This window comes from Streptomyces sp. NPDC025806, from assembly GCF_055558275.1.
In genome coordinates this window covers 76,595-97,009 of record NZ_JBVHMU010000024.1, presented here as the reverse complement: position 1 = coordinate 97,009, position 20,415 = coordinate 76,595, and the positions used below count along the sequence as shown (strand labels likewise).

The following is a 20,415-nucleotide window of genomic DNA, read 5'->3' as shown; positions in this document are numbered from 1 at the left end:
GGGGTCCTGCTGGTCTTGCTTTTCGCTTTCCGGCCTTTCGGCCTTCCTGCGGTGTTGACTCTATCAGATCCTTTCGGGCCTGATTCCCAGTCAACTGGTTTGTCGTTGCGACCCGTTGGGCCGTTCCGACGTCCCGAACATTAGCGGAACTGCTGGGCAATTCCTAATCCGTCCGACCGAATTGAATTCGGGCACGCCGAAATCAACCCCGCCAGGGGATCGCGCTGGTGTTTGGGTGCCGCGTGAGCGGCGGAGGTGCTGCCCTGGACCGTGTGGCGGCCCGGACAACTCGAAGGACCTTACGCCACTACGGCTGGTAGTACAAACCGAGGGGGGGGGGGGGGGGGGGGGCGCACGGGCCGCCCCCCCCCCTATACCCCCCCCGGGCCCCCGCGCGCGGGGGGCGGGCCGCCGGCGGGGCGGGGGGGGGGCGGGGGGGCGGGGGCCCCCGCGCGGCGCGGGGCGTGGGGCGGGCCGGCGCGCGGGGGGCCCGGGGGGGGGCCCCCCCCCCCCGGGCCCCCCCCCCCCCCCGCGGGGGGGGCGCGCGGCCCCCCCCCCCCCCCCCCCCCCCCCCCCCCTCGGGGTCGGCCGCGTGGGGACGCTCAGGCGCCGACCGGCTCCTTCTCCAGCGACGGGCCGCCGTCGCGCGGGGCCGGGACCTCGTCCTGGCCGGAGGTGTCGTCGGAGTCGAGCAGGGTGCGCTCGTCGAAGGGGAGCTCGCCGGCGAGGACGCGGCGGACGCGGTCGCGGTCGACCTCGCCGGTCCAGGTGCCGATGAGCAGAGTGGCCACCGCGTTGCCCGCGAAGTTGGTGAGGGCGCGGGCCTCGCTCATGAAGCGGTCGATGCCGATGATGAGACCGACGCCGTCGACCAGGCCCGGCTTGTGGGACTGGAGGCCGGACGCGAGGACGGCGATGCCCGAGCCGGAGACGCCGGCGGCGCCCTTCGACGCGATCATCATGAAGAGGAGCAGGCCGATCTGCTGGCCGATGCTCATGGGCTGGTCCATCGCGTCGGCGATGAAGAGGGACGCCATGGTCAGGTAGATCATGGTGCCGTCGAGGTTGAAGGAGTAGCCGGTCGGGACGGTGATGCCGACGACCGGGCGGCTGACGCCGAGGTGCTCCATCTTCGCGATGAGGCGGGGCAGCGCCGACTCGGACGAGGACGTCGACAGGATCAGCAGGAATTCGCGGCCCAGGTACTTGAGGAGCGCGAAGATGTTGAAGCCCGTCGCCAGGCGGAGGATCGCCGCCAGAACCACTCCGACGAACAGTGCGCAGGTGACGTAGAAGCCGATCATGATCGTGGCGAGGGCCTTGAGGGCGTCGATGCCGGTCTCGCCGATGACGGCGGCCATGGCGCCGAAGGCGCCGACCGGGGCGGCCCACATGATCATGCCGAGGACGCGGAAGACGAGCTTCTGGATGTGCTCGATGCCGCGCAGGACGGGTTCGCCGGTGCGGCCCATGGCCTGGAGGGCGAAGCCGACGAGGAGGGCGACCAGGAGGGTCTGGAGGACCTCTCCCTGGGTGAAGGCGGAGACGAGCGTCGTCGGGATGATGCCGAGGACGAAGTCGACGGGGCCTTCGGCGGCGTCCTTGGCGGCGGTCTGGCCGACGTCCTTCGTGGCTTCGGTGAGGTGCATGCCGGAGCCGGGGTCGAGGATGTTGCCGACGACGAGTCCGATGGCGAGGGCGACGACGGACATGACGACGAAGTAGCCGAGGGCGAGGCCGCCGACCTTGCCGATCTTGGCGGCCTTCCGTACGGAACCGACGCCGAGGACGATCGTGCAGAAGATGATCGGGGAGATCATCATCTTGATCAGGTTCACGAAGCCCGTGCCGACGGGCTTGAGCTCCTTGGCGAAGTCGGGTGCCGCGAAGCCGACGGCGATGCCGAGCAGTACGGCGACGATGACGGCGATGTAGAGATAGTGGGTGCGGTCCCGCTTGGCGGGGGCCTGCGGTGCGACTGCGGGCGGGGGCGGGGTCGCGGTCCCGTTCTCGGTGTCGGCCACGGTTCCTCCTGACGACGGCGTCGGGGTGCTGGGGGCGTACGGGTCGTGCGAGGGCGCGCGGGGGCTTCGTGTGGAGGCCCGGTCGGCGTCGGGTCTCGCGGTGCGCCTCTGCCTCGGTGCACGTACGCACAGGCCGTGCGGCTCACGTCCTGCGGATCCCGGTGACTATCTCCCAGGCGGTGAGGGCCGTCACCCTTCCGTTCATTTAGTTCGCACTTATACGAACAGGCACACTGGCGTCATGCGTCTCCCCCGTCCTCGCAGCCTGGCCGGCCAGCTCTTCGCGATGCAGGTCGTGCTGGTCGCGGTCGTGGTGGCCGGGTGCGCGCTGTTCATGTACGTCAGCGACCACGGGCAGGCGGAGGACGCGGCGCGGCGGCAGGCGACGGCGGTGGCCCGGTCGGTGGCCGACGCGGGGTCGGTGCGGGAGGCGATCACCGGGGGCGGGGATCCGACGGCGCGGTTGCAGCCGTACGCGGACGAGGTGCGCAGGCACACCGGGGTCGACTTCGTGACGATCATGGATCCGGCGGGGATCCGGTGGACGCATCCGGACGAGGAGCGGATCGGCGAGCGGTTCCTGGGGCACATCGGGCCGGCGCTGAAGGGGCGGACGTTCTCGGAGACGTACACGGGGACGCTGGGGGCCTCGGTGCGGGTGGTGACGCCGGTGTACGCGGTGCGGGACGGGCGGAGCCAGGTGGTGGGGCTGGTCAGTGCCGGCATCACGATCGACGAGATCACGGCGCAGGCGCGGGGGCAGTTGCTCGCGGTGGCGGGGGTGGCGCTGGCTGCGCTGGTGCTGGGCGGCGTGGGCACGTACGTGATCAACGCGCGGCTGCGGCGGCACACGCACGGGATGAACGCGACGGAGCTGAGCCGGATGCACGCCTATCACCAGGCCGCGCTGCACGCGGTGCGTGAGGGGCTGGTGATGCTGGACGGGCAGCGGCGGGTGGCGCTGATGAACGACGGGGCGCGGGAGCTGCTCGGGGTGGGGGCCGGGGACGCGGCGGTGGGGCGGTCGGTGGCGGAGCTCGGGCTGCCCACGGCGTTGACGGGGGCGTTGCTGGCGGCGGAGCCGCGGGTGGACGAGGTGCATCTGACGGCGGACCGGGTGGTGGTCGTGAACACGTCGCCGGTGGCGAGCGGGGATCGGCGGGGCACGGTGGTGACCCTGCGCGATCACACGGAGTTGCAGGCGGTGATGGGTGAGCTGGACTCGGAGCGAGGGTTCACGCAGGCGCTGCGGTCGCAGGCGCACGAGGCGGCGAACCGGCTGCACACGGTGGTGTCGCTGATCGAGCTGGGGCGGGCGGACGAGGCGGTGGAGTTCGCGACGGCGGAGCTGGAGCTGGCGCAGGCGCTGACGGATCAGGTGGTGGGGGCGGTGAGCGAGCCGGTGCTGGCGGCGCTGCTCCTTGGCAAGGCGGCGCAGGCGAACGAGCGCGGGGTGGAGCTGATGGTGTCGGCGGACACCCGGATCGACGACGGACTGCTGCCGCGGGCGGTGCCGGCGCGGGATCTGGTGACGGTGCTCGGCAATCTGGTGGACAACGCGGTGGACGCGGCGCAGGGGTCGCCCGGGGCGCGGGTCACGGTGACGGCGCTGACGGCGGGCGAGGAGCTGGTGCTGCGGGTCGCGGACAGTGGGCCCGGGGTGGATCCGGCGCACGCGGACGACGTCTTCGAGCGCGGCTGGTCGACGAAGCCGGCGGGACCGGGCGGTCGCGGTCTGGGCCTGGCCCTCGTACGCCAGGCGGTGGCGCGCGGCGGGGGTGTCCTGTCGCTGGACCGCTCGGCGGAGGGCGGGGCGGAGTTCACGGTGCGGTTGCCGTTGGACGGGGTGAGGTCGGGGTCGGCGGCGTCGGACGAGGGTGTTCCGGGGCCGCGGGGCGGCGACGCCGACGGGGTGCCGCTGGAGGCGGACGCGGAACGGTCGGGGTCGGTGGCCGGGCACGGTGACGCGGACGCGGCGGAGAGAGGCGGGCGGCGATGAGTGTGGGTGGGGTCGGGATTCGGGTGTTGGTCGTCGAGGACGATCCGGTGGCCGCGGACGCGCACGCGTTGTACGTGGACCGGGTGCCCGGGTTCGTGACGGTGGCTCGGGCGCAGACGGCGGCCGGGGCGCGGCGGGCGCTGGAGCGGACGGCGGTGGATCTGATCCTGCTGGATCTGCATCTGCCGGACGGGCACGGGCTGGCGCTGGCGCGGTCGCTGCGGGCGGCAGGACATCGGGCGGACGTGATCGCGGTGACCTCGGCGCGGGATCTCACGGTGGTGCGGGAGGGGGTGTCGCTGGGGGTGGTGCAGTACGTGCTGAAGCCGTTCACGTTCGCCACGCTGCGGGACCGGCTGCTGCGGTACGCGGAGTACCGGACGTCGACCGGGGAGGCGGCCGGGCAGGACGAGGTGGACCGGGCGCTGGCGAACCTGCGCTCCCCCGCGCCGGCGGCGCTGCCGAAGGGGTTGAGCGCGCCGACGCTGGAGCGGGTGACGCAGGCGGTGCGGGACGCGGGGGCGGACGGGGTGACGGCGGCGTCGGCGGCGGAGACGGTCGGTATCTCGCGGATCACGGCGCGGCGGTATCTGGAGCATCTGGTCGAGGCGGGGCGAGCGGGGCGCAGCCCGCAGTACGGGCAGGTGGGGCGGCCGGAGCTCGTCTACACCTGGGTGTAGCGAGGAGCAGATCGCTCAACTCCGGTGCGGCAGAACGGTGTTCAGGAGGATCGTGGGGCGGGCACAACGTTGTCACCGCCCCATTGACCACCCCCGGGCGCGCCCGTACGTTCAGCTGGCAGCCCCGCGTGGCAACGATGCCCGCGATGGTCCGTAGGAGGTCGTGCTCGTGCGCCCTGCCGCTCCTCTCCTCGTCGCCACCGCCCTGATCGCCGCCGGGACCCTCACCGCTTGCGGTGGCGGGTCCGGGAGTGACGCGAACACGGTCCGGGTCTCCTTCAAGCAGTCGACGGACAACCAGATCAAGGTCATGGACACCTATCTGGCCGCGATGAAGCAGCAGTTCGAGAAGGCGCATCCCGGCAAGAAGGTCGAGCTCGTGCCGATCAAGGCGCCGGACTCGGAGTACTACACGAAGGTGCAGCAGATGCTGCGGTCGCCGAAGACGGCTCCGGATCTCGTGTACGAGGACACGTTCCTCATCAACTCGGACATCACGAGCGGCTATCTCGAACCGCTGGATCGGTATCTGGCGAAGTGGGGGGACTGGCAGCAGTTCATCGACACGGCGAAGTCCGCGGCGAAGGCCGAGGACGGGAAGACGTACGGCGTCCCGGACGGTACGGACACGCGGGGGCTCTGGTACGACAAGGGCATCTTCGCGAAGGCCGGGATCGCGACGCCGTGGCAGCCGAAGAACTGGGACGAGGTGCTGGACGCGGCCCGCACCATCAAGAAGAAGGTGCCGGACGCCATCCCGCTCAACGTCTACAGCGGCAAGCCGAACGGCGAGGCCGCGACGATGCAGGGCTTCGAGATGCTGCTCTACGGGACGGGGAGTGCGGGGAGCGCGGACAGCGGGGGCTCCGATCCGCTGTACGACAAGGGGTCCGGGAAGTGGGTCGCCGGGTCGAAGGCGTTCCGGGACAGCCTCGGGTTCGTGGAGACGGTGTTCAAGGAGAAGCTCGGGCCCGAGGTGTCCGACGCGCTGGATCCGAACCTGGCGACGCGGGTGCGCGGCGAGTTCCTGCCCGAGGGGAAGCTCGGCATCGACCTGGACGGGTCGTGGCTGCCGCAGGACTGGCTGAAGGGTTCGGGGCACGAGTGGCCCGAGTGGTCGCGGAAGCTGGGGCTCGCGGCGATGCCGACGCAGGCCGGGCAGGCGCCGGGCAAGGTGTCGATGTCGGGCGGCTGGACGTGGGCGATCCCGTCCAAGGCGGCCAACAAGGACCTGGCGTTCGAGTTCATCAAGACGATGCAGACGAAGGAGAACGCGCAGCGCTGGTACATCGCCAACTCGGGCATCGCGGTCCGCAAGGACGTGGCCGCGGATCCGGCGTACGTGAAGGCGCAGCCCGGCATCAAGTTCTTCACGGATCTGGTGGCGTCGACGCACTACCGGCCGGCGTATCCGGCGTATCCGAAGGTGTCGACGGCGATCCAGGAGGCGATGGAGTCGGTGACGACGGGGGACGCGAGCGTGGAGAAGGCCGCGGACACGTACGACGAGCAGCTGAAGAGCGCGACGGGCGGCAAGGTCGTCAGCAGGCCGTGACGTCCCAGCCCGCGACGTCCCAGCCCATGAAGTCCCAGCCCGTGAAGTCCTCCGCCGGGAAGTCCCGGCCCGCGACGGCACGTCGGTCCCTGTTGCGGGCTCTTCCCGTCGCGCCGGCCACGGCCTTGATGCTGCTCTTCCTGGCCGGTCCGATCGCCTACTGCGCCTACATCGCCTTCACCGATCTCCAGCTCACCGGCCAGGCCGAGTCCTCGTTCGTGGGCTTCGACAACTTCACGGCCGCGTTCCTCGACGACGCCTTCCTGAACGCGGTGCGACTGACGCTCGTGTTCACGTTCCTGTCCTCGATCGTCGGCCAGAACTGTCTGGGGCTCGCGCTCGCGGCGCTGATGCGGCGGGCGTCGAAGCCGGTGCGGACGGTCGTCGGCGCGGTGGTGGTGACGGCGTGGGTGCTGCCGGAGGTGGTCGCCGGTTTCCTGCTGTACGCGTTCTTCCGCCGCGAGGGCACGTTGAACGCGATTCTGGACTGGCTCCATCTGCCCACCCAGAACTGGCTGTTCACGCTGCCGATCCTGGCGGTGTCGTTCGCGAACGTGTGGCGGGGCACGGCCTTCTCGATGCTCGTGTACTCGGCGGCGCTGTCGGAGATCCCGAAGGAGGTCACGGAGGCCGCCGAGGTGGACGGGGCGAACGGGTGGCGGCGGCTGTGGCACGTGACGCTGCCGATGATCCGCCGCTCGATCGGCACGAACCTGATGCTGAACACGCTGCAGACGCTGTCCGTGTTCGGGCTGATCTGGGTGATGACCCGCGGCGGCCCGGGCAATCACAGTCAGACGCTGCCGCTGTTCATGTACGAGCAGGCCTTCCAGAAGAGCATGATCGGCTACGGCACGGCAGTCGCCCTGCTGCTGCTCGTGGTGGGCTCCCTGTTCTCGCTGGTCTACATGCGCCTGCTGCGCTCGGAGGCTTGAGTGACCCCCCGCCGTGTCCGAGGCCGTGTCCGAGACCTGGTCCGACGCCGTACCCGCAGGCGGCTGACCGCCGACGCGTCGCTGATCCTCGTCGCGCTGGCCTTCGCGCTGCCGCTGGCCTGGGTGCTGCTGTCGTCGGTGGACGGCGACGCGGACCTGAAGGTGAAGGTGCCGTCCGCGCCGACCCTGGACAACTTCGACGCGGTGCTGAAGCCGGACATCACGTTCACGCCGCTGCTGAACAGCCTGATCCTGTGCGGCGGGGCGACGGCCCTGACGGTGGCGTGCGCGGCGCTGGCCGCGTACCCGCTCTCCCGCTATCGCTCCCGCCTGAACCAGCCCTTCCTGGCGACGATCCTGTTCGCGACGTGTCTGCCGATCACCGCGGTGATGGTGCCGGTGTACGCGCTGTTCGTGCAGGTGAACCTGATCGACACGAGGGCGGGCACCATCTGGTTCTTCACCGCCTCCCAACTCCCGTTCGCGATCTGGCTGATGAAGAACTTCATGGACGGGGTACCGAAGGAGCTGGAGGAGGCGGCCTGGACGGACGGGGCGGGCACGCTCCAGTCGCTGGTGCGGATCGTGCTGCCGCTGATGGGGCCCGGGGTCGCCGTCGTCACGGTGTTCTCGTTCGCCATGATGTGGGGGAACTTCTTCGTGCCCTTCATGCTGCTGCTCTCCCCCGACCAGATGCCGGCCTCGGTGAGCATCAACGACTTCTTCGGGAACCGGGGCACGGTCGTCTACGGGCAGCTCGCCGCGTTCTCGGTCATCTACTCGACGCCGGTGATCCTGCTGTACGTCCTGGTGTCCCGGCGCTTCGGCGGCGGCTTCGCGCTCGGCGGCGCCGTCAAAGGCTGAACCGCGCAGCATGCGCTTTCCCGGAGCGCTTCCCGGGCGCTCTCCCGAAGCGGCTTCCCACCTGTACGTTCCTACGATATGTGACGCGGGCGGAACGCACCGTAGCCAAGCGCTGCGATCCCCCCTACTTTGTGGCCGTGCACCACAAGGCCGCTGCCGACCAGCCGACCCCGCCGTTCAACGCCCCCGCAGCCCGTCGCCTCCGCGAGGCGCTCGGGATGGCGCCGGGCCATGTCGCGTACGGGATGCGCGCCCAGTACGGGCTCGCGTACGTCACGCCGGACACCGTGATCGCCTGGGAGCGGGGTGACGCGACACCCACGGCGGCCGAGCTCACCGCGCTCGCGGGCGCGCTGTGGTGTTCGCAGGCCGAGCTGATCGGGGAGCCGCGGACGCTGCGGGAGCACCGGCTCGCGCTCGGGATCGCGCCGGAGGACGTGGCGCGGGAGATCGGCGTCGACATCCACGCGTATCTGCGCATGGAGGAGACCGGCGAGTGGCGGGGCAACGAGCGCCAGTCGGAGGCGCTGGCCCGTGCGCTGCGGCTCGCGCCGCGCGCGTTCGCGGCCGTGACGGGGCGGGACCAGTTGCTGGCGAATCTGCTGCGCAGCGCGGTGACGGCGCGCTGGCAGGGGCAGCTGCGGACGGTGTCCCGGCTGGTGCCGGTGCCGCGCCGGGAGCTGGAGGACGTGCTGCAGGAGATGCACCTGGAGTACCAGGCGCTGATGGCGGCCACGCTGACCTGGGGCGGCGGGTCGTCGCCGGACTCCGGTGGTGCGGGCCGGGAGTTCCTGGAGGGGATCCTGGACGAGTTCTGGTCCAGGATCACCGCTCCGTGACGGACTGACCTCCGCCGCCGCGAGGGCTAGAAGACCGACTCGGCCTCGTCCATGCGGTCCTTGGGGACGGTCTTGAGCTCGGTGACGGCCTCGGCGAGCGGCACCATGACGACGTCCGTGCCGCTCAGTGCGGTCATGCGGCCGAAGACGCCCTGGTGCGCGGCCTCGACGGCGTGCCAGCCGAAGCGGGTGGCGAGGACGCGGTCGTACGCGGTGGGGGTGCCGCCGCGCTGGATGTGGCCGAGGATGACCGGGCGGGCCTCCTTGCCGAGGCGGTGCTCCAGCTCGCGGGCGAGGGCGGTGCCGATGCCCTGGAAGCGCTCGTGGCCGAACTGGTCGATCTCGCCCTTGCCGTAGTTCATGGTGCCCTCGGCGGGGTGGGCGCCCTCGGCGACGCAGATGACGGCGAACTTCTTGCCGCGGGCGAAGCGCTCCTCGACCATCGCGACCAGGTCGGCGGGGTCGAAGGGGCGCTCGGGCAGGCAGATGCCGTGGGCGCCGCCGGCCATGCCGGACTCCAGGGCGATCCAGCCGGCGTGCCGGCCCATGACCTCGACGACCATGACGCGCTGGTGGGACTCGGCGGTGGTCTTGAGGCGGTCCATGGCCTCGGTGGCGACGCCGACGGCCGTGTCGAAGCCGAAGGTGCGGTCGGTGGAGGAGATGTCGTTGTCGATCGTCTTGGGGACGCCGACGACGGGCAGTCCCGCGTCCGACAGCATGCGGGCGGCGGTCAGTGTGCCCTCGCCGCCGATCGGGATGAGGACGTCGAAGCCGATCTCCTCGGCGAGCGCCTTCGCGTTCTCGCAGGCGGCGCGGAACTTGTCGCGCTCCAGGCGGGAGGAGCCGAGGATGGTGCCGCCGCGGGCGAGGATGCCGCTGACCTCGTTGAGGTCGAGGGGTCGGTAGCGCCCCTCCAGGAGTCCCGCGTAGCCGTCCTCGAAACCGAGCACCTCGTCGCCGTAGTGCGTGACGGCGCGGTGCACGACCGACCGGATCACTGCGTTCAGGCCAGGGCAGTCGCCGCCTGCGGTCAGAACTCCGATACGCATCGTGCTGTGTCTCCTGCTCGCTGCTGGTACGTCTGAGAGCCACGCCGATTCTTCCACGGCCCGGCGGCGATCGCGTTCGTGCCGGGCGGGGAAAGGCGCTTCGGCACGGGATCGGGGGGCACGAGGTCCCTGCCCCCAGGGCCCTTTTCCGGCGGGCGGTGTAGCCGCGGCCGGAGGTACTGTCAAGAGGGTTGCCGCAGGACTCGACGCAGGAGGAGAGCACGCGTGACGCGGAGCGTGTACGTGACCGGGATCGACCGGGGCGACGGCCGCCAGGTCGTCGAGCTGGGAGTGATGGAGCTCCTGACCCGTCAGGTCGACCGGGTGGGGGTCTTCCGTCCGCTCGTCCACGACGGACCCGATCGGCTGTTCGATCTGCTGCGGGCGCGGTACCGCCTGTCGCAGGATCCGGCGAGCGGGTACGGGCTCGACTATCACGAGGCGTCGGCGATCCAGGCGGAGCAGGGCACGGACGAGCTGGTGTCGCGCCTGGTGGACCGCTTCCACGCGGTGGCCCGGGACTACGACGTGGTGCTGGTGCTCGGCACGGACTTCGCGGACACGCAGCTGCCCGACGAGCTGGCGCTCAACGCGCGCCTGGCGAACGAGTTCGGCGCCTCGGTGGTGCCGGTGGTCGGCGGCCGTCGGCAGACCTCGGAGTCGGTGCGCGCCGAGGCGCGCAACGCGTACCGTGCCTATGACGGCCTGGGCTGCGACGTCCTGGCGATGGTGGTGAACCGGGTGGCGCCCGGAGACCGGGACGAGATAGCGGAGCGGCTGGACGGCACGCTGCCGGTCCCCGCGTACGTGCTGCCCGACGATCCGGCGCTGGCCGCGCCGACCGTCGCCCAGATCACGCACCACCTGGGCGGCACGGTGCTGCTCGGCGACGACTCGGGCCTGGCGAGGAACGCGCTGAACTTCGTGTTCGGCGGGGCGATGCTGCCCAATCTGCTGAACGCGCTGACGCCGGGCTGCATGGTCGTGACGCCCGGGGACCGCGCGGACCTGGTGGTCGGCTCGCTGGCGGCGCACAGCGCGGGCACGCCGCCGATCGCGGGCGTGCTGCTGACGCTGAACGAGCGGCCGGGCGAGGCGATCCTGAAGCTGGCCGACCGGCTGGCGCCGGGCACGCCGGTGGTCGCGGTGGAGGGCGGCTCGTTCCCGACGGCGGCCGAACTGTTCTCCCTGGAAGGGAAGTTGAACGCGGCGACGCCCCGCAAGGCGGAGACTGCGCTCGGTCTCTTCGAGCGGTACGTGGACACGGCGGAGCTGTTGAAGTCCGTGCAGGCGCCCTCCAGCGACCGGGTCACGCCGATGATGTTCGAGCACAAGCTGCTCGAACAGGCGCGTGCGGACAAGCGCCGGGTGGTGCTGCCGGAGGGCACGGAGGAGCGGGTGCTGCGCGCGGCCGATGTGCTGCTGCGGCGTGGGGTGTGCGATCTGACGCTGCTCGGCCCGGTCGAGCAGATCCGCAAGAAGGCGGCCGATCTCGGGGTCGACCTGACCGGCAGCGAGATCATCGACCCGCAGACCTCGGAGCTGAGGGAACGGTTCGCCGCCGCGTACGCGCAGCTGCGCGCCCACAAGGGCGTCACCGTGGAGCTGGCCTACGACGTGGTCGCCGACGTGAACTACTTCGGCACGCTGATGGTGCAGGAGGGTCTCGCCGACGGCATGGTGTCGGGCTCGGTGCACTCGACGGCCGCGACGATCCGTCCCGCCTTCGAGATCATCAAGACGAAGCCGGACGCGGCGATCGTCTCCTCGGTCTTCTTCATGTGCCTGACCGACAAGGTCCTGGTCTACGGGGACTGCGCGGTGAACCCGGACCCGGACGCGCGGCAGCTCGCGGACATCGCGACCCAGTCCGCCGTGACCGCCGCCCGGTTCGGCGTGGAGCCGCGGATCGCGATGCTGTCGTACTCGACGGGCACCTCCGGCACCGGCGCGGACGTCGACAAGGTGCGTGAGGCGACGGAGCTGGTGCGCGAGCGCCGCCCGGATCTGAAGATCGAGGGGCCGATCCAGTACGACGCGGCGGTCGAGCCGTCGGTCGCGGCGACGAAGCTGCCGGGTTCGGAGGTGGCGGGGCAGGCGAGCGTGCTGATCTTCCCGGACCTCAACACCGGCAACAACACGTACAAGGCCGTGCAGCGGTCGGCCGGCGCGATCGCGGTCGGCCCGGTCCTGCAGGGCCTGCGCAAGCCGGTCAACGACCTGTCCCGCGGCGCGCTCGTCGGGGACATCGTGAACACCGTCGCCATCACGGCGATCCAGGCCCAGACCCCCACCGAGAAGGCTGCACAGTGACCTCGCCGACCCCCGCGACCCCGCCGGCCGCGCCCGCGACCCGCGTCCTCGTCCTCAACTCCGGCTCTTCGTCGGTGAAGTACCAGCTGCTCGACATGCGTGACAGCACGCGGCTCGCGGTGGGCCTGGTGGAGCGCATCGGCGAGGAGACGTCCCGGCTGAAGCACACGCCGCTGCTGGGCGGCGGTGGGCAGAGCCGGGAGCAGATCCGGCCGATCGCCGATCACGAGGAGGCCCTGAAGGCGGTCGCCGCGGAGCTGGCGGCGGACGGGCTCGGCCTGGACTCCCCCGAGCTGGCGGCGATCGGGCACCGGGTGGTGCACGGCGGGAAGCTGTTCACGCAGCCGACGGTGATCGACGACGCGGTTCTCAAGGAGGTGGAGCGGCTGATCCCGGTGGCGCCGCTGCACAATCCGGCGAACCTGACGGGGATCCGTACGGCGATGGCGCTGCGCCCCGATCTGCCGCAGGTGGCGGTCTTCGACACGGCGTTCCACACGACGATGCCGGAGTCGGCGGCGCGCTACGCGATCGACGTGAAGACGGCCGACGAGCACCGCATCCGGCGCTACGGCTTCCACGGCACGTCGCACGCGTACGTGTCGCGCAGGACGGCGGAGCTGCTGGGCAAGGAGCCGCAGGAGGTGAACGTCATCGTGCTGCACCTGGGCAACGGCGCCTCCGCGTCGGCCGTGCGCGGCGGGGTGTGCGTGGACACCTCGATGGGGCTCACTCCGCTGGAGGGGCTGGTGATGGGGACACGTTCAGGCGATGTCGACCCGGCGGTCATCTTCCATCTGATGCGGGTCGGGAACATGTCGGCGGACGAGATCGACGTGCTGCTCAACAAGAAGAGCGGTCTGATCGGACTGTGCGGCGACAACGACATGCGCGAGATCCGCCGCCGCGTGGACGAGGGCGACGAGGCGGCGCGGCTGGCCTTCGAGATCTACGTCCACCGGCTGAAGAAGTACATCGGCGCCTACTACGCGGTGCTGGGCCGGGTGGACGCGGTGGCGTTCACCGCGGGGGTCGGGGAGAACGCGGCTCCGGTGCGCGAGGCCGCGATCGCCGGCCTGGAGGAGCTGGGGCTCGCGGTGGACGGGGAGCTGAATTCCGTACGTTCCGACGAGGCCCGGATCATCTCGCCCGCGTACGCGCGGGTGGCCGTGGCGGTGGTGCCGACCGACGAGGAGCTGGAGATCGCGCGGCAGACCTACGCCCTGGTCGCTTCGCGCAACGACTGAGCGCACCGCCGCCCATTTGTAGTTTCCACCAGACGGAATATTCCGCAGCGAAACAAACCGATAGGATCGCTCCATGCGCCGTTCCAAAATCGTCTGCACGCTGGGCCCCGCCGTCGACTCCGAAGAGCAGCTCGTCTCGCTGATCGAGGCCGGCATGAACGTGGCCCGATTCAACTTCAGCCACGGCACCCACGCCGAGCACCAGGGTCGCTACGACCGGGTCCGGGCCGCCGCCGCCAAGACCGGCCGCGCCGTGGGTGTGCTCGCCGACCTGCAGGGGCCCAAGATCCGCCTGGAGACCTTCGCCGAGGGACCCGTCGAGCTGGTGCGGGGTGACGAGTTCACCATCACCACCGAGGACGTCCCGGGCGACAAGTCGATCTGCGGCACGACGTACAAGGGTCTTCCCGGTGACGTCTCGCGCGGCGACCAGGTCCTGATCAACGACGGCAACGTCGAGCTCAAGGTGATGGACGTCGAGGGCCCCCGGGTCAAGACGATCGTCATCGAGGGCGGGGTCATCTCCGACCACAAGGGCATCAACCTCCCGGGCGCGGCCGTCAACGTGCCGGCCCTGTCCGAGAAGGACATCGAGGACCTGCGCTTCGCGCTGCGGATGGGCTGCGACATGGTCGCCCTGTCCTTCGTGCGCGACGCGGACGACGTGCGGGACGTCCACAAGGTGATGGACGAGGAGAACCGCCGGGTCCCCGTCATCGCCAAGGTGGAGAAGCCGCAGGCCGTCGCCAACATGGAGGGCGTCGTCGCGGCGTTCGACGCGGTGATGGTGGCCCGCGGCGACCTCGCGGTCGAGTACCCGCTGGAGAAGGTCCCGATGGTGCAGAAGCGCCTCGTGGAGATGTGCCGCCGCAACGCCAAGCCGGTGATCGTCGCGACCCAGATGATGGAGTCGATGATCACCAACTCGCGCCCGACCCGCGCCGAGGCCTCCGACGTGGCCAACGCGATCCTGGACGGGGCCGACGCGGTCATGCTGTCCGCCGAGTCCTCCGTGGGCGCCTACCCGATCGAGACCGTCAAGACGATGTCGAAGATCGTCCAGGCGGCCGAGGAGGAGCTGCTCTCCAAGGGCCTGCAGCCACTGGTGCCCGGCAAGAAGCCGCGGACGCAGGGTGGTTCGGTGGCCCGTGCCGCGTGCGAGATCGCGGACTTCCTGGACGGCAAGGCGCTGGTCGCCTTCACCAAGTCCGGTGACACGGCCCGCCGCCTGTGCCGTTACCGCACGGCCCAGCCGATCCTGGCCTTCACCACGGACGACGACACCCGCAACCAGCTGACGCTCAGCTGGGGCGTCGAGTCCTTCGTCGTGCCGCACGTGGACTCGACGGACGCCATGGTCGAGCTGGTCGACGCCGAGCTGGTGAAGCTGAGCCGCTTCAACGCCGGTGACACCCTGGTCATCACGGCCGGTTCGCCCCCCGGCGTCCCCGGCACCACCAACATGGTCCGGGTGCACCACCTGGGCGGCGGCGACCGCGACTGACGGCCGCTCCAGTACGCACGAGAGGGCGCCCCCCGCGGGAAGCGGGGGGCGCCCTCTCGTACGTGGCGTGCGGTCAGCCGGCGGGTGTCAGCTGTCCTCGATCGTGGTGTGCAGTCCGGGGACGTGCAGCGTGCCGCCGAACTGCGCGGCCTGCGTCACCTTCACGTTGGTGAAGTAGAGGATCGGCAGGTTGAGCGGCGGCGGGTTCTTGGCGTTGAACGTCATGGGGATGAGCCCGAGCAGATTACCCGAGAGCTCCTCCGTGTACATGACCGTCTTGCCGTCCCGGATGGTGGACGTGGAGCCCTTGTCCGCGCGGATGTGGAAGAACTTCCCGTCCGGCCCCTGGGAGATCTGGTGCAGATCACCGATGTCGGTGCCGTCCGAGATGATGTACTTCATGACCCGCTTGGTGGAGCCGTCCGCCATGCGCACGTCGACGAGGCCCTTGTAGTCCGCCCCCTTCAGCAGCAGCGAACTCGCCTGCAGCTTCCAGGACTCGGACGGGAGCTGCTCCGGGGTGTCCTCGTTCGCGCCCTCGGCGTCGGTGGCCACGGGGCAGTTCTCCGGCACTTCGGTGGCGTCCGGGGTCGGCGTGGCCGACTCCGCTGCCTCCTTGGCCTTGTCCGCCGTGTCCTCGACGTCCTTGACCGCGTCCCCGGCCTTGTCCGCCGTGTCCTCGACCGTCTTGCCGGCCGTGTCCGTGACGTCCTTGACCGTGTCCCCGGCCTTGTCGACCGTGTCCCCGACCACGCCGCCGGAGTCCTTCGACGCGGAGGCGGACGGGGAGGGAGTCGGCGTGGCCGTCTCCTTGTCGTCCGGCGTGAAGAAGTCCTTGATGGCGTCGCCGACACCCAGGGGGTCCAGCGGGTTCGTGGTCTTGGACGGCGACGGCGTCGCCGTGGGCTCGTCCGCGCTGTCGGAACCGGCGTCGTCCTTCGACGCGTCGGCCGACGGCGTGGGCGTGGGCTCCGCCGTCTTCTGCTCCGCCGAGCCACCCGTACCGGCGTCCTTGTCGGTGCCGGAGTCCGCCGCGTCCTTGCCGGCCGAGGCCGACGGGGACGGGGTCGGGGTCGCCGACGCGTCCGCCTTGTCCTTGTCGGCGGCGGCGCCGTCGGCGTCCTTGTTCGCCTCCACCGCGTCGGCGCACGCCTTGTAGTCGTCCGCCGAGAACTTGGTCGGATTGTCCTTGGCCGACGCCAGCGTGGGCGTGAGGCCGAGGCCCATCAGCACGGCCGTGGGCATGGCCGCGATCGCTATGGCCTTGCCCGCGGGCATGTGCAGCCTGGTGAACAGATGCTTCCTCGGTGCTGCATGCCGCGGCCCGGTTCTCGCACGGGACTCCGCACCGGAGTCCTCGTGGTGCACCTCGTCAGCCGGCACGGTGCCTCCCGTTCGTCCCGTTGTCCGGGCTCGTCCCTGACTCGTCGTCGTTTGCGCCCGCGACCCGATAGGTGGCTCCCGCGATCGGCGGCGCGGCGACCGTGTCCGTGGACCCGGCCTCGTCACCGCCTCGCGCCGGCGAATCCCCCTGCGGCCTGCCCGGAGCCCAGGCGATGCCGAGGGCACCACCGATCAGGGCCAGCAGGAAGCCGATGACGAACCCGCCGAAGTTGGAGACGACCAGGGAGACCAGGGCGAGAAGAATCGCCGCCACACCCGCGAACACCCGGGAGTGCGGCTGGTACCACATCGTCAGGCCGAGCACGACAAGGAGGACGCCGATGATGAGCGAGCCGGCTCCCGCCGTCGTCGCCATCTTGATCGTCATGTTGCCGAGCGTCAGATTCGCGTACGGGAAGTACATGATCGGGAGGCCGCCGAGGATCGACAGCAGACCACCCCAGAATGGGCGCTGACCGCGCCACCCTCGGAACGATAGGCGCAGGTGACCAAGCTTCGGGCCCAGCCCAGCGTGCGCTTCGGCGCTCATGTCGTACAGCTCCTCGGGAATGGCGTTGTTCTGTGGTGATGGTGGCTGTCCGGATACGGGCACGGGGACGGCTCGGAGAAATCCCGTCGCCCCCGCGCCCGGCCGTTCAGCACATCAAGTGCCAAGCCCCGGGCCCAGGTTCGGGCCCGTCGGGACTAGTAGCACTCGTGCTGGCCCTTCTGAACACTCATCTTGAGGCCCGAGAGCTTGAACGTGCCGGCCGTGGTGGCCCACGCACGCTGCTGGACGTTCTCGAAGTGCACCGAGTCGGCCTGCTGGGCGAACGAGTTCGGGTCGGCCTTGTCGCCGTTGTGGATACCCGGACCCTTGCTGGCGTCACCCGCCGCCACACCGATGTCGATGTTCTTGAAGGTCGCGTCGGCCTTCAGGTCATCGGCGTCGATGTAGAGGGTCTTGGCCTCCACACGGGGACCGCCCGCACCACCGGCGGACAGCTTCATCGAGACGTCACCGAAGACCGGCACCGGCACGACGACGGACTGGCACAGGTTGGTGATCTCGGCGGACTTCATGCCGACGACCGCGACCGGGTGAGCACCCGTCTTGCCGCTGTCGATGGCTCCGTACTGGACGAAGCCCTCACCATCGAGGGAGTCGGCCGTCACCTTGAACGACTGACCCGAAACACTGAACGATGCCGCGAGCGCACCCTGGGACAGGGCGACGCCTATCGCGGCGGTCGCCGCGACGCTGGGCACCATGACGACGGCGAACCGCTTCCATCTGGTCCCGCCACGAGTCACGGACTTCATGACTGTTCCTCCTTCTCGGACGTACATCTCCGGCCCTGACTGCCCCTTACGGCGGCTCAGCCGGGCAGGGATGGGAGAAGTGCTACGTCCTCGGGAAGGAGAGCGCCCGCATCGGAGGCGCGAGTCCGCACCCTGATCACCGGCGATCACCCCCGAGCGACAACCACTGGTCGCACCTGAGCCATCACGCGCAACCTGCCGGACAGGCTCAACCGGAAGGCTGAGACCCCCCTGCCCTAGACCGACGGCGCTCCCCTTGGTCCGCCGTCGACCTGCTCGGTGGGGACCCAAGGACCCCGCTGCCCGAATGGCTTTCGGACGGTGAGGAGTGGACCGAGCGTGCCCGATCGTGGTCCATTCCCGGCCGGGACACAAGGGGGTTCGTTACTCACGGGTAACGGAGAGATAACCACGCCGCGACCGGCTGGCATCAAGCAGCAACTCAGGGTGCTGTCAACCGAGTTGCGATTCAGGGTGAATCCGGGACGGAACCGGACAGAAAACAGCCCTCGACTTACTCCAAGTAACAGCGGCCGCGATTACCAAGTTTTGGTAAAGCGCGGCCGCCGTCGCCCGCTGCGGACAGAACTTTCACCCCGGCATCACATGCCGTGGCGTTTAAGAACTGGTCACCGACGGCTCAGAAGAGAACCCGGGCCAGAGCTGTACGCGCCGCAGTCACGCGCGGGTCGTCGGCCCCGACGACCTCGAACAGTTCGAGCAGACGGACGCGCGCCGCGTCCCGGTCGTCGCCGGCGGAGCGGGCCACCGCGTCGACGAGCCGCCCGAAGGCGTCCTCGACATGCCCGCCGACCAGGTCCAGGTCCGCGGCAGCGATCTGCGCCGGCACGTCACCGGGCTTCTCGGCGGCGTCCCGGCGCACGGCCTGCGGGTCCATGTCCTGTACGCGCTGCAGGAGTTCGGCCTGACCGAGGCCGAGCTTGGCCTCCGTGTTGCCGGGGTCGTCGGACAGCACGTTCTTGTACGCCTGGACCGCGCCGGCGAGGTCACCCGCGTCCAGAGCCTGCACGGCGGCCTCCAGCAGGGCGTCGTAGGGGCCGGCCGGAGCCTCCACGACCGGTGCGGCGCCCTCCGCATCGGCGTCGACCGCGATGCCGGTGAGCCCGAAGCGCTCCTCGGCGACCTGGATCAACTGGTCCAGGGTGCCCCGGATCTGGGCCTCGGGGGCGGCCCCCTGGAAGAGCGGCAGCGCCTGCCCCGCCACCACGGCGAAGACGGCGGGGATCCCCTGGACCCCGAACTGCTGCATCAGCATCTGGTTGGCGTCGACGTCGATCTTGGCGAGCAGGAAGCGGCCGTTGTACTCGGTGGCGAGCCGCTCGAGGAGCGGGCTCAGCTGCTTGCAGGGCTCGCACCACTCGGCCCAGAAGTCGATGACGACGGGCACCTCGGTCGAGCGCTGCAGTACGGCACTCTCGAAATCCGCCTCGTCGACGTCGATGACGAGGGAGGACGGGGGCACGGCGGTCGGGCCGCCGCCCTGACGGGCCGCCTCGGCGCGCGCCTGCTCCGCCTTCGCCTTGGCCTCCTGGGCCGCCTTCACCGCGGCGAGGTCGACGACTCCGCTCATGGACATGTTCCGTGGCTGCATGCGTACAGTCTCCCCCTTCCGCGGACCGTTGTGGGCCGGGTCCGCCTCCGTGGCCTCCCGCCGGATTGCGAGGCGTACGGAGCGGACTCGGCCGCGTTGCGTTTTTCTGATGCCGGGTCCCCACCCGGCATCCGTGGTTGCCGCTCGTCTCGACCGCTCCGGGGTGCAGATCCGGGGCGCCGCACGAGTTCGTGCTTACGCTACGACCCGTAGCGTATATGCAGCGTAAGACGGTCGGGGCCGTGAACGCCGGTGATCTGGCTCACGGGCCGTGCGGCTACCGGCCGGTATGGTCACGGCATGCAGAGCCGCATTCCGTCCTCCCCCTGCCGGCCGGGCCGCCAGGGCCGCCCCCGTTCCGCCGCGGCGGACGAGGCGATCCTGGAGGCGACCCGCGCGGCGCTCGTCGATCTCGGCTGGTCCAAGCTGACGCTCGGGGACGTGGCGACGCGGGCCGGGGTCGCCAAGACGACGCTGTACCGGCGCTGGGCCGGCAAGAACGAGCTGGTGGTCGACGCGGTCGCGGTCCTCTTCGACGAGCTGGAACTGCCCGATCTCGGCTCGCTCGCGGCGGACATCGAAGCGGTCGTGCTCCAGTTCGCGGCGATCCTGGACCGGCCGGAGACCAAGACGGCGCTCATGGCGGTGGTCGCGGAGTCCACGCGGGACGCTCCGCTGCGGGAGCGGATCCGGACGTCCATCGTGGACCGGCAGAAGCGGCTCGTTCTTGAGGGGCGGGCCCGGGCGGAGCGGCGCGGGGAGCTTCCCCTGCCGCCCGATCCCGAGTCGGCGGCGCGCTCTGCGGACCTCATCTTCGACGTCGCCGCCGGGGCGGTGGTGCATCGCACTCTGGTGAGCGGGGAGTCGGTGGACGCGGACTGGGTCCGTCGGTTCACCTTGCTGCTGCTGGGCGGCCTGAGCGCGGCGTCGGGCGACTAGCGGCTCGGGCCGACTTGTCGCGTTGTCGACTGCGGGTCCGGTGGGGGCTGGTCGCGCAGTTCCCCGCGCCCCTGAAATGCAGACCCTTCGGGTCGCATTTCCCCGACATGGCAAGGCCCCTGGAGGTAGCGCACGAAGTGCGCACC

Annotated in this window: 16 protein-coding genes; 10 read left to right on the top strand and 6 right to left on the bottom strand. The window is 70.6% G+C overall.

The features are described from left to right. Positions 1-602: 602 nt before the first annotated feature. Positions 603-2,024 carry a cation:dicarboxylate symporter family transporter gene (locus ACZ4E1_RS36075; RefSeq protein ID WP_467547518.1) on the bottom strand — a complete coding sequence of 474 codons (1,422 nt, stop codon included), beginning with the start codon at positions 2,022-2,024 and terminating at the stop codon, positions 603-605. Positions 2,025-2,265: 241 nt separating this feature from the next. Here ACZ4E1_RS36075 and ACZ4E1_RS36070 point away from each other — a divergent pair, with 241 nt between their 5' ends. The 6 genes from ACZ4E1_RS36070 (at position 2,266) to ACZ4E1_RS36045 (ending at position 8,896) form a co-directional block, all read left to right on the top strand. Beyond that, positions 2,266-4,023, top strand: a complete 1,758-nt coding sequence (locus ACZ4E1_RS36070) for a sensor histidine kinase (protein ID WP_467547516.1) — start codon at positions 2,266-2,268, stop codon at positions 4,021-4,023. Further along, a complete protein-coding gene (locus tag ACZ4E1_RS36065; RefSeq protein WP_467547514.1) occupies positions 4,020-4,703 on the top strand; it encodes a response regulator in 684 nt (227 codons plus the stop codon). The genes ACZ4E1_RS36070 and ACZ4E1_RS36065 overlap by 4 nt, the downstream gene beginning before the upstream one ends. Before the next feature lie 169 nt (positions 4,704-4,872). After that, on the top strand, positions 4,873-6,258 hold the full coding sequence (locus ACZ4E1_RS36060; protein WP_467547512.1) for an extracellular solute-binding protein: 1,386 nt from the start codon (positions 4,873-4,875) through the stop codon (positions 6,256-6,258). 26 nt (positions 6,259-6,284) lie between these two features. After that, positions 6,285-7,193, top strand: a complete 909-nt coding sequence (locus tag ACZ4E1_RS36055; RefSeq protein ID WP_467547526.1) for a carbohydrate ABC transporter permease — start codon at positions 6,285-6,287, stop codon at positions 7,191-7,193. After that, complete coding sequence (locus tag ACZ4E1_RS36050) at positions 7,194-8,057, top strand: carbohydrate ABC transporter permease (RefSeq protein ID WP_467547510.1); 864 nt, start codon at positions 7,194-7,196, stop codon at positions 8,055-8,057. Positions 8,058-8,194: 137 nt separating this feature from the next. After that, positions 8,195-8,896 carry a helix-turn-helix domain-containing protein gene (locus ACZ4E1_RS36045; protein WP_467547508.1) on the top strand — a complete coding sequence of 234 codons (702 nt, stop codon included), beginning with the start codon at positions 8,195-8,197 and terminating at the stop codon, positions 8,894-8,896. 26 nt (positions 8,897-8,922) lie between these two features. Here ACZ4E1_RS36045 and ACZ4E1_RS36040 read toward each other — a convergent pair whose 3' ends face one another. Continuing rightward, positions 8,923-9,948: an ATP-dependent 6-phosphofructokinase gene (locus ACZ4E1_RS36040; RefSeq protein WP_467547506.1), complete on the bottom strand. Its 1,026-nt coding sequence runs from the start codon at positions 9,946-9,948 to the stop codon at positions 8,923-8,925. A gap of 225 nt (positions 9,949-10,173) precedes the next feature. Here ACZ4E1_RS36040 and pta point away from each other — a divergent pair, with 225 nt between their 5' ends. The 3 genes from pta (at position 10,174) to pyk (ending at position 15,012) form a co-directional block, all read left to right on the top strand. Beyond that, positions 10,174-12,261 carry a phosphate acetyltransferase gene (pta, locus tag ACZ4E1_RS36035; RefSeq protein ID WP_467547505.1) on the top strand — a complete coding sequence of 696 codons (2,088 nt, stop codon included), beginning with the start codon at positions 10,174-10,176 and terminating at the stop codon, positions 12,259-12,261. Beyond that, positions 12,258-13,508: an acetate kinase gene (locus ACZ4E1_RS36030; protein ID WP_467547503.1), complete on the top strand. Its 1,251-nt coding sequence runs from the start codon at positions 12,258-12,260 to the stop codon at positions 13,506-13,508. The genes pta and ACZ4E1_RS36030 overlap by 4 nt, the downstream gene beginning before the upstream one ends. 73 nt (positions 13,509-13,581) lie before the next feature. Next, on the top strand, positions 13,582-15,012 hold the full coding sequence (gene pyk, locus ACZ4E1_RS36025) for a pyruvate kinase (protein ID WP_467547501.1): 1,431 nt from the start codon (positions 13,582-13,584) through the stop codon (positions 15,010-15,012). Between the two features lie 87 nt (positions 15,013-15,099). Here pyk and ACZ4E1_RS36020 read toward each other — a convergent pair whose 3' ends face one another. The 4 genes from ACZ4E1_RS36020 to ACZ4E1_RS36005 all read right to left on the bottom strand — a co-directional run bounded on the left by ACZ4E1_RS36020 (position 15,100) and on the right by ACZ4E1_RS36005 (position 19,330). Further along, a complete protein-coding gene (locus ACZ4E1_RS36020) occupies positions 15,100-16,290 on the bottom strand; it encodes an ICP22 family protein (RefSeq protein WP_467547499.1) in 1,191 nt (396 codons plus the stop codon). Positions 16,291-16,384: 94 nt separating this feature from the next. After that, positions 16,385-16,945, bottom strand: coding sequence for a DUF6114 domain-containing protein (locus ACZ4E1_RS36015; RefSeq protein WP_467547497.1), 561 nt, complete (start codon positions 16,943-16,945; stop codon positions 16,385-16,387). Positions 16,946-17,100: 155 nt separating this feature from the next. After that, positions 17,101-17,718: a DUF6230 family protein gene (locus ACZ4E1_RS36010; RefSeq protein WP_467547495.1), complete on the bottom strand. Its 618-nt coding sequence runs from the start codon at positions 17,716-17,718 to the stop codon at positions 17,101-17,103. Between the two features lie 640 nt (positions 17,719-18,358). After that, positions 18,359-19,330: a tetratricopeptide repeat protein gene (locus ACZ4E1_RS36005; RefSeq protein WP_467547493.1), complete on the bottom strand. Its 972-nt coding sequence runs from the start codon at positions 19,328-19,330 to the stop codon at positions 18,359-18,361. A 300-nt stretch (positions 19,331-19,630) separates the two neighbouring features. Between ACZ4E1_RS36005 and ACZ4E1_RS36000 the strand changes: the two genes are divergently transcribed. Further along, positions 19,631-20,269 carry a TetR/AcrR family transcriptional regulator gene (locus ACZ4E1_RS36000; RefSeq protein WP_467547491.1) on the top strand — a complete coding sequence of 213 codons (639 nt, stop codon included), beginning with the start codon at positions 19,631-19,633 and terminating at the stop codon, positions 20,267-20,269. The last annotated feature ends 146 nt before the right edge of the window (positions 20,270-20,415 follow it).

What these genes read in the sequence shown, in the direction of transcription:
- ACZ4E1_RS36070 (WP_467547516.1), top strand. Translation starts at nt 2,266, where the DNA reads ATGCGTCTCCCCCGTCCTCGCAGCCTGGCCGGCCAGCTCTTCGCGATG.
- ACZ4E1_RS36040 (WP_467547506.1), bottom strand. Translation starts at nt 9,948, where the DNA reads ATGCGTATCGGAGTTCTGACCGCAGGCGGCGACTGCCCTGGCCTGAAC.
- pyk (WP_467547501.1), top strand. Translation starts at nt 13,582, where the DNA reads ATGCGCCGTTCCAAAATCGTCTGCACGCTGGGCCCCGCCGTCGACTCC.
- ACZ4E1_RS36065 (WP_467547514.1), top strand. Translation starts at nt 4,020, where the DNA reads ATGAGTGTGGGTGGGGTCGGGATTCGGGTGTTGGTCGTCGAGGACGAT.
- ACZ4E1_RS36020 (WP_467547499.1), bottom strand. Translation starts at nt 16,290, where the DNA reads ATGCCCGCGGGCAAGGCCATAGCGATCGCGGCCATGCCCACGGCCGTG.
- ACZ4E1_RS36000 (WP_467547491.1), top strand. Translation starts at nt 19,631, where the DNA reads ATGCAGAGCCGCATTCCGTCCTCCCCCTGCCGGCCGGGCCGCCAGGGC.
- ACZ4E1_RS36010 (WP_467547495.1), bottom strand. Translation starts at nt 17,718, where the DNA reads ATGAAGTCCGTGACTCGTGGCGGGACCAGATGGAAGCGGTTCGCCGTC.
- ACZ4E1_RS36055 (WP_467547526.1), top strand. Translation starts at nt 6,285, where the DNA reads ATGAAGTCCCAGCCCGTGAAGTCCTCCGCCGGGAAGTCCCGGCCCGCG.
- ACZ4E1_RS36015 (WP_467547497.1), bottom strand. Translation starts at nt 16,945, where the DNA reads ATGAGCGCCGAAGCGCACGCTGGGCTGGGCCCGAAGCTTGGTCACCTG.
- ACZ4E1_RS36005 (WP_467547493.1), bottom strand. Translation starts at nt 19,330, where the DNA reads ATGCAGCCACGGAACATGTCCATGAGCGGAGTCGTCGACCTCGCCGCG.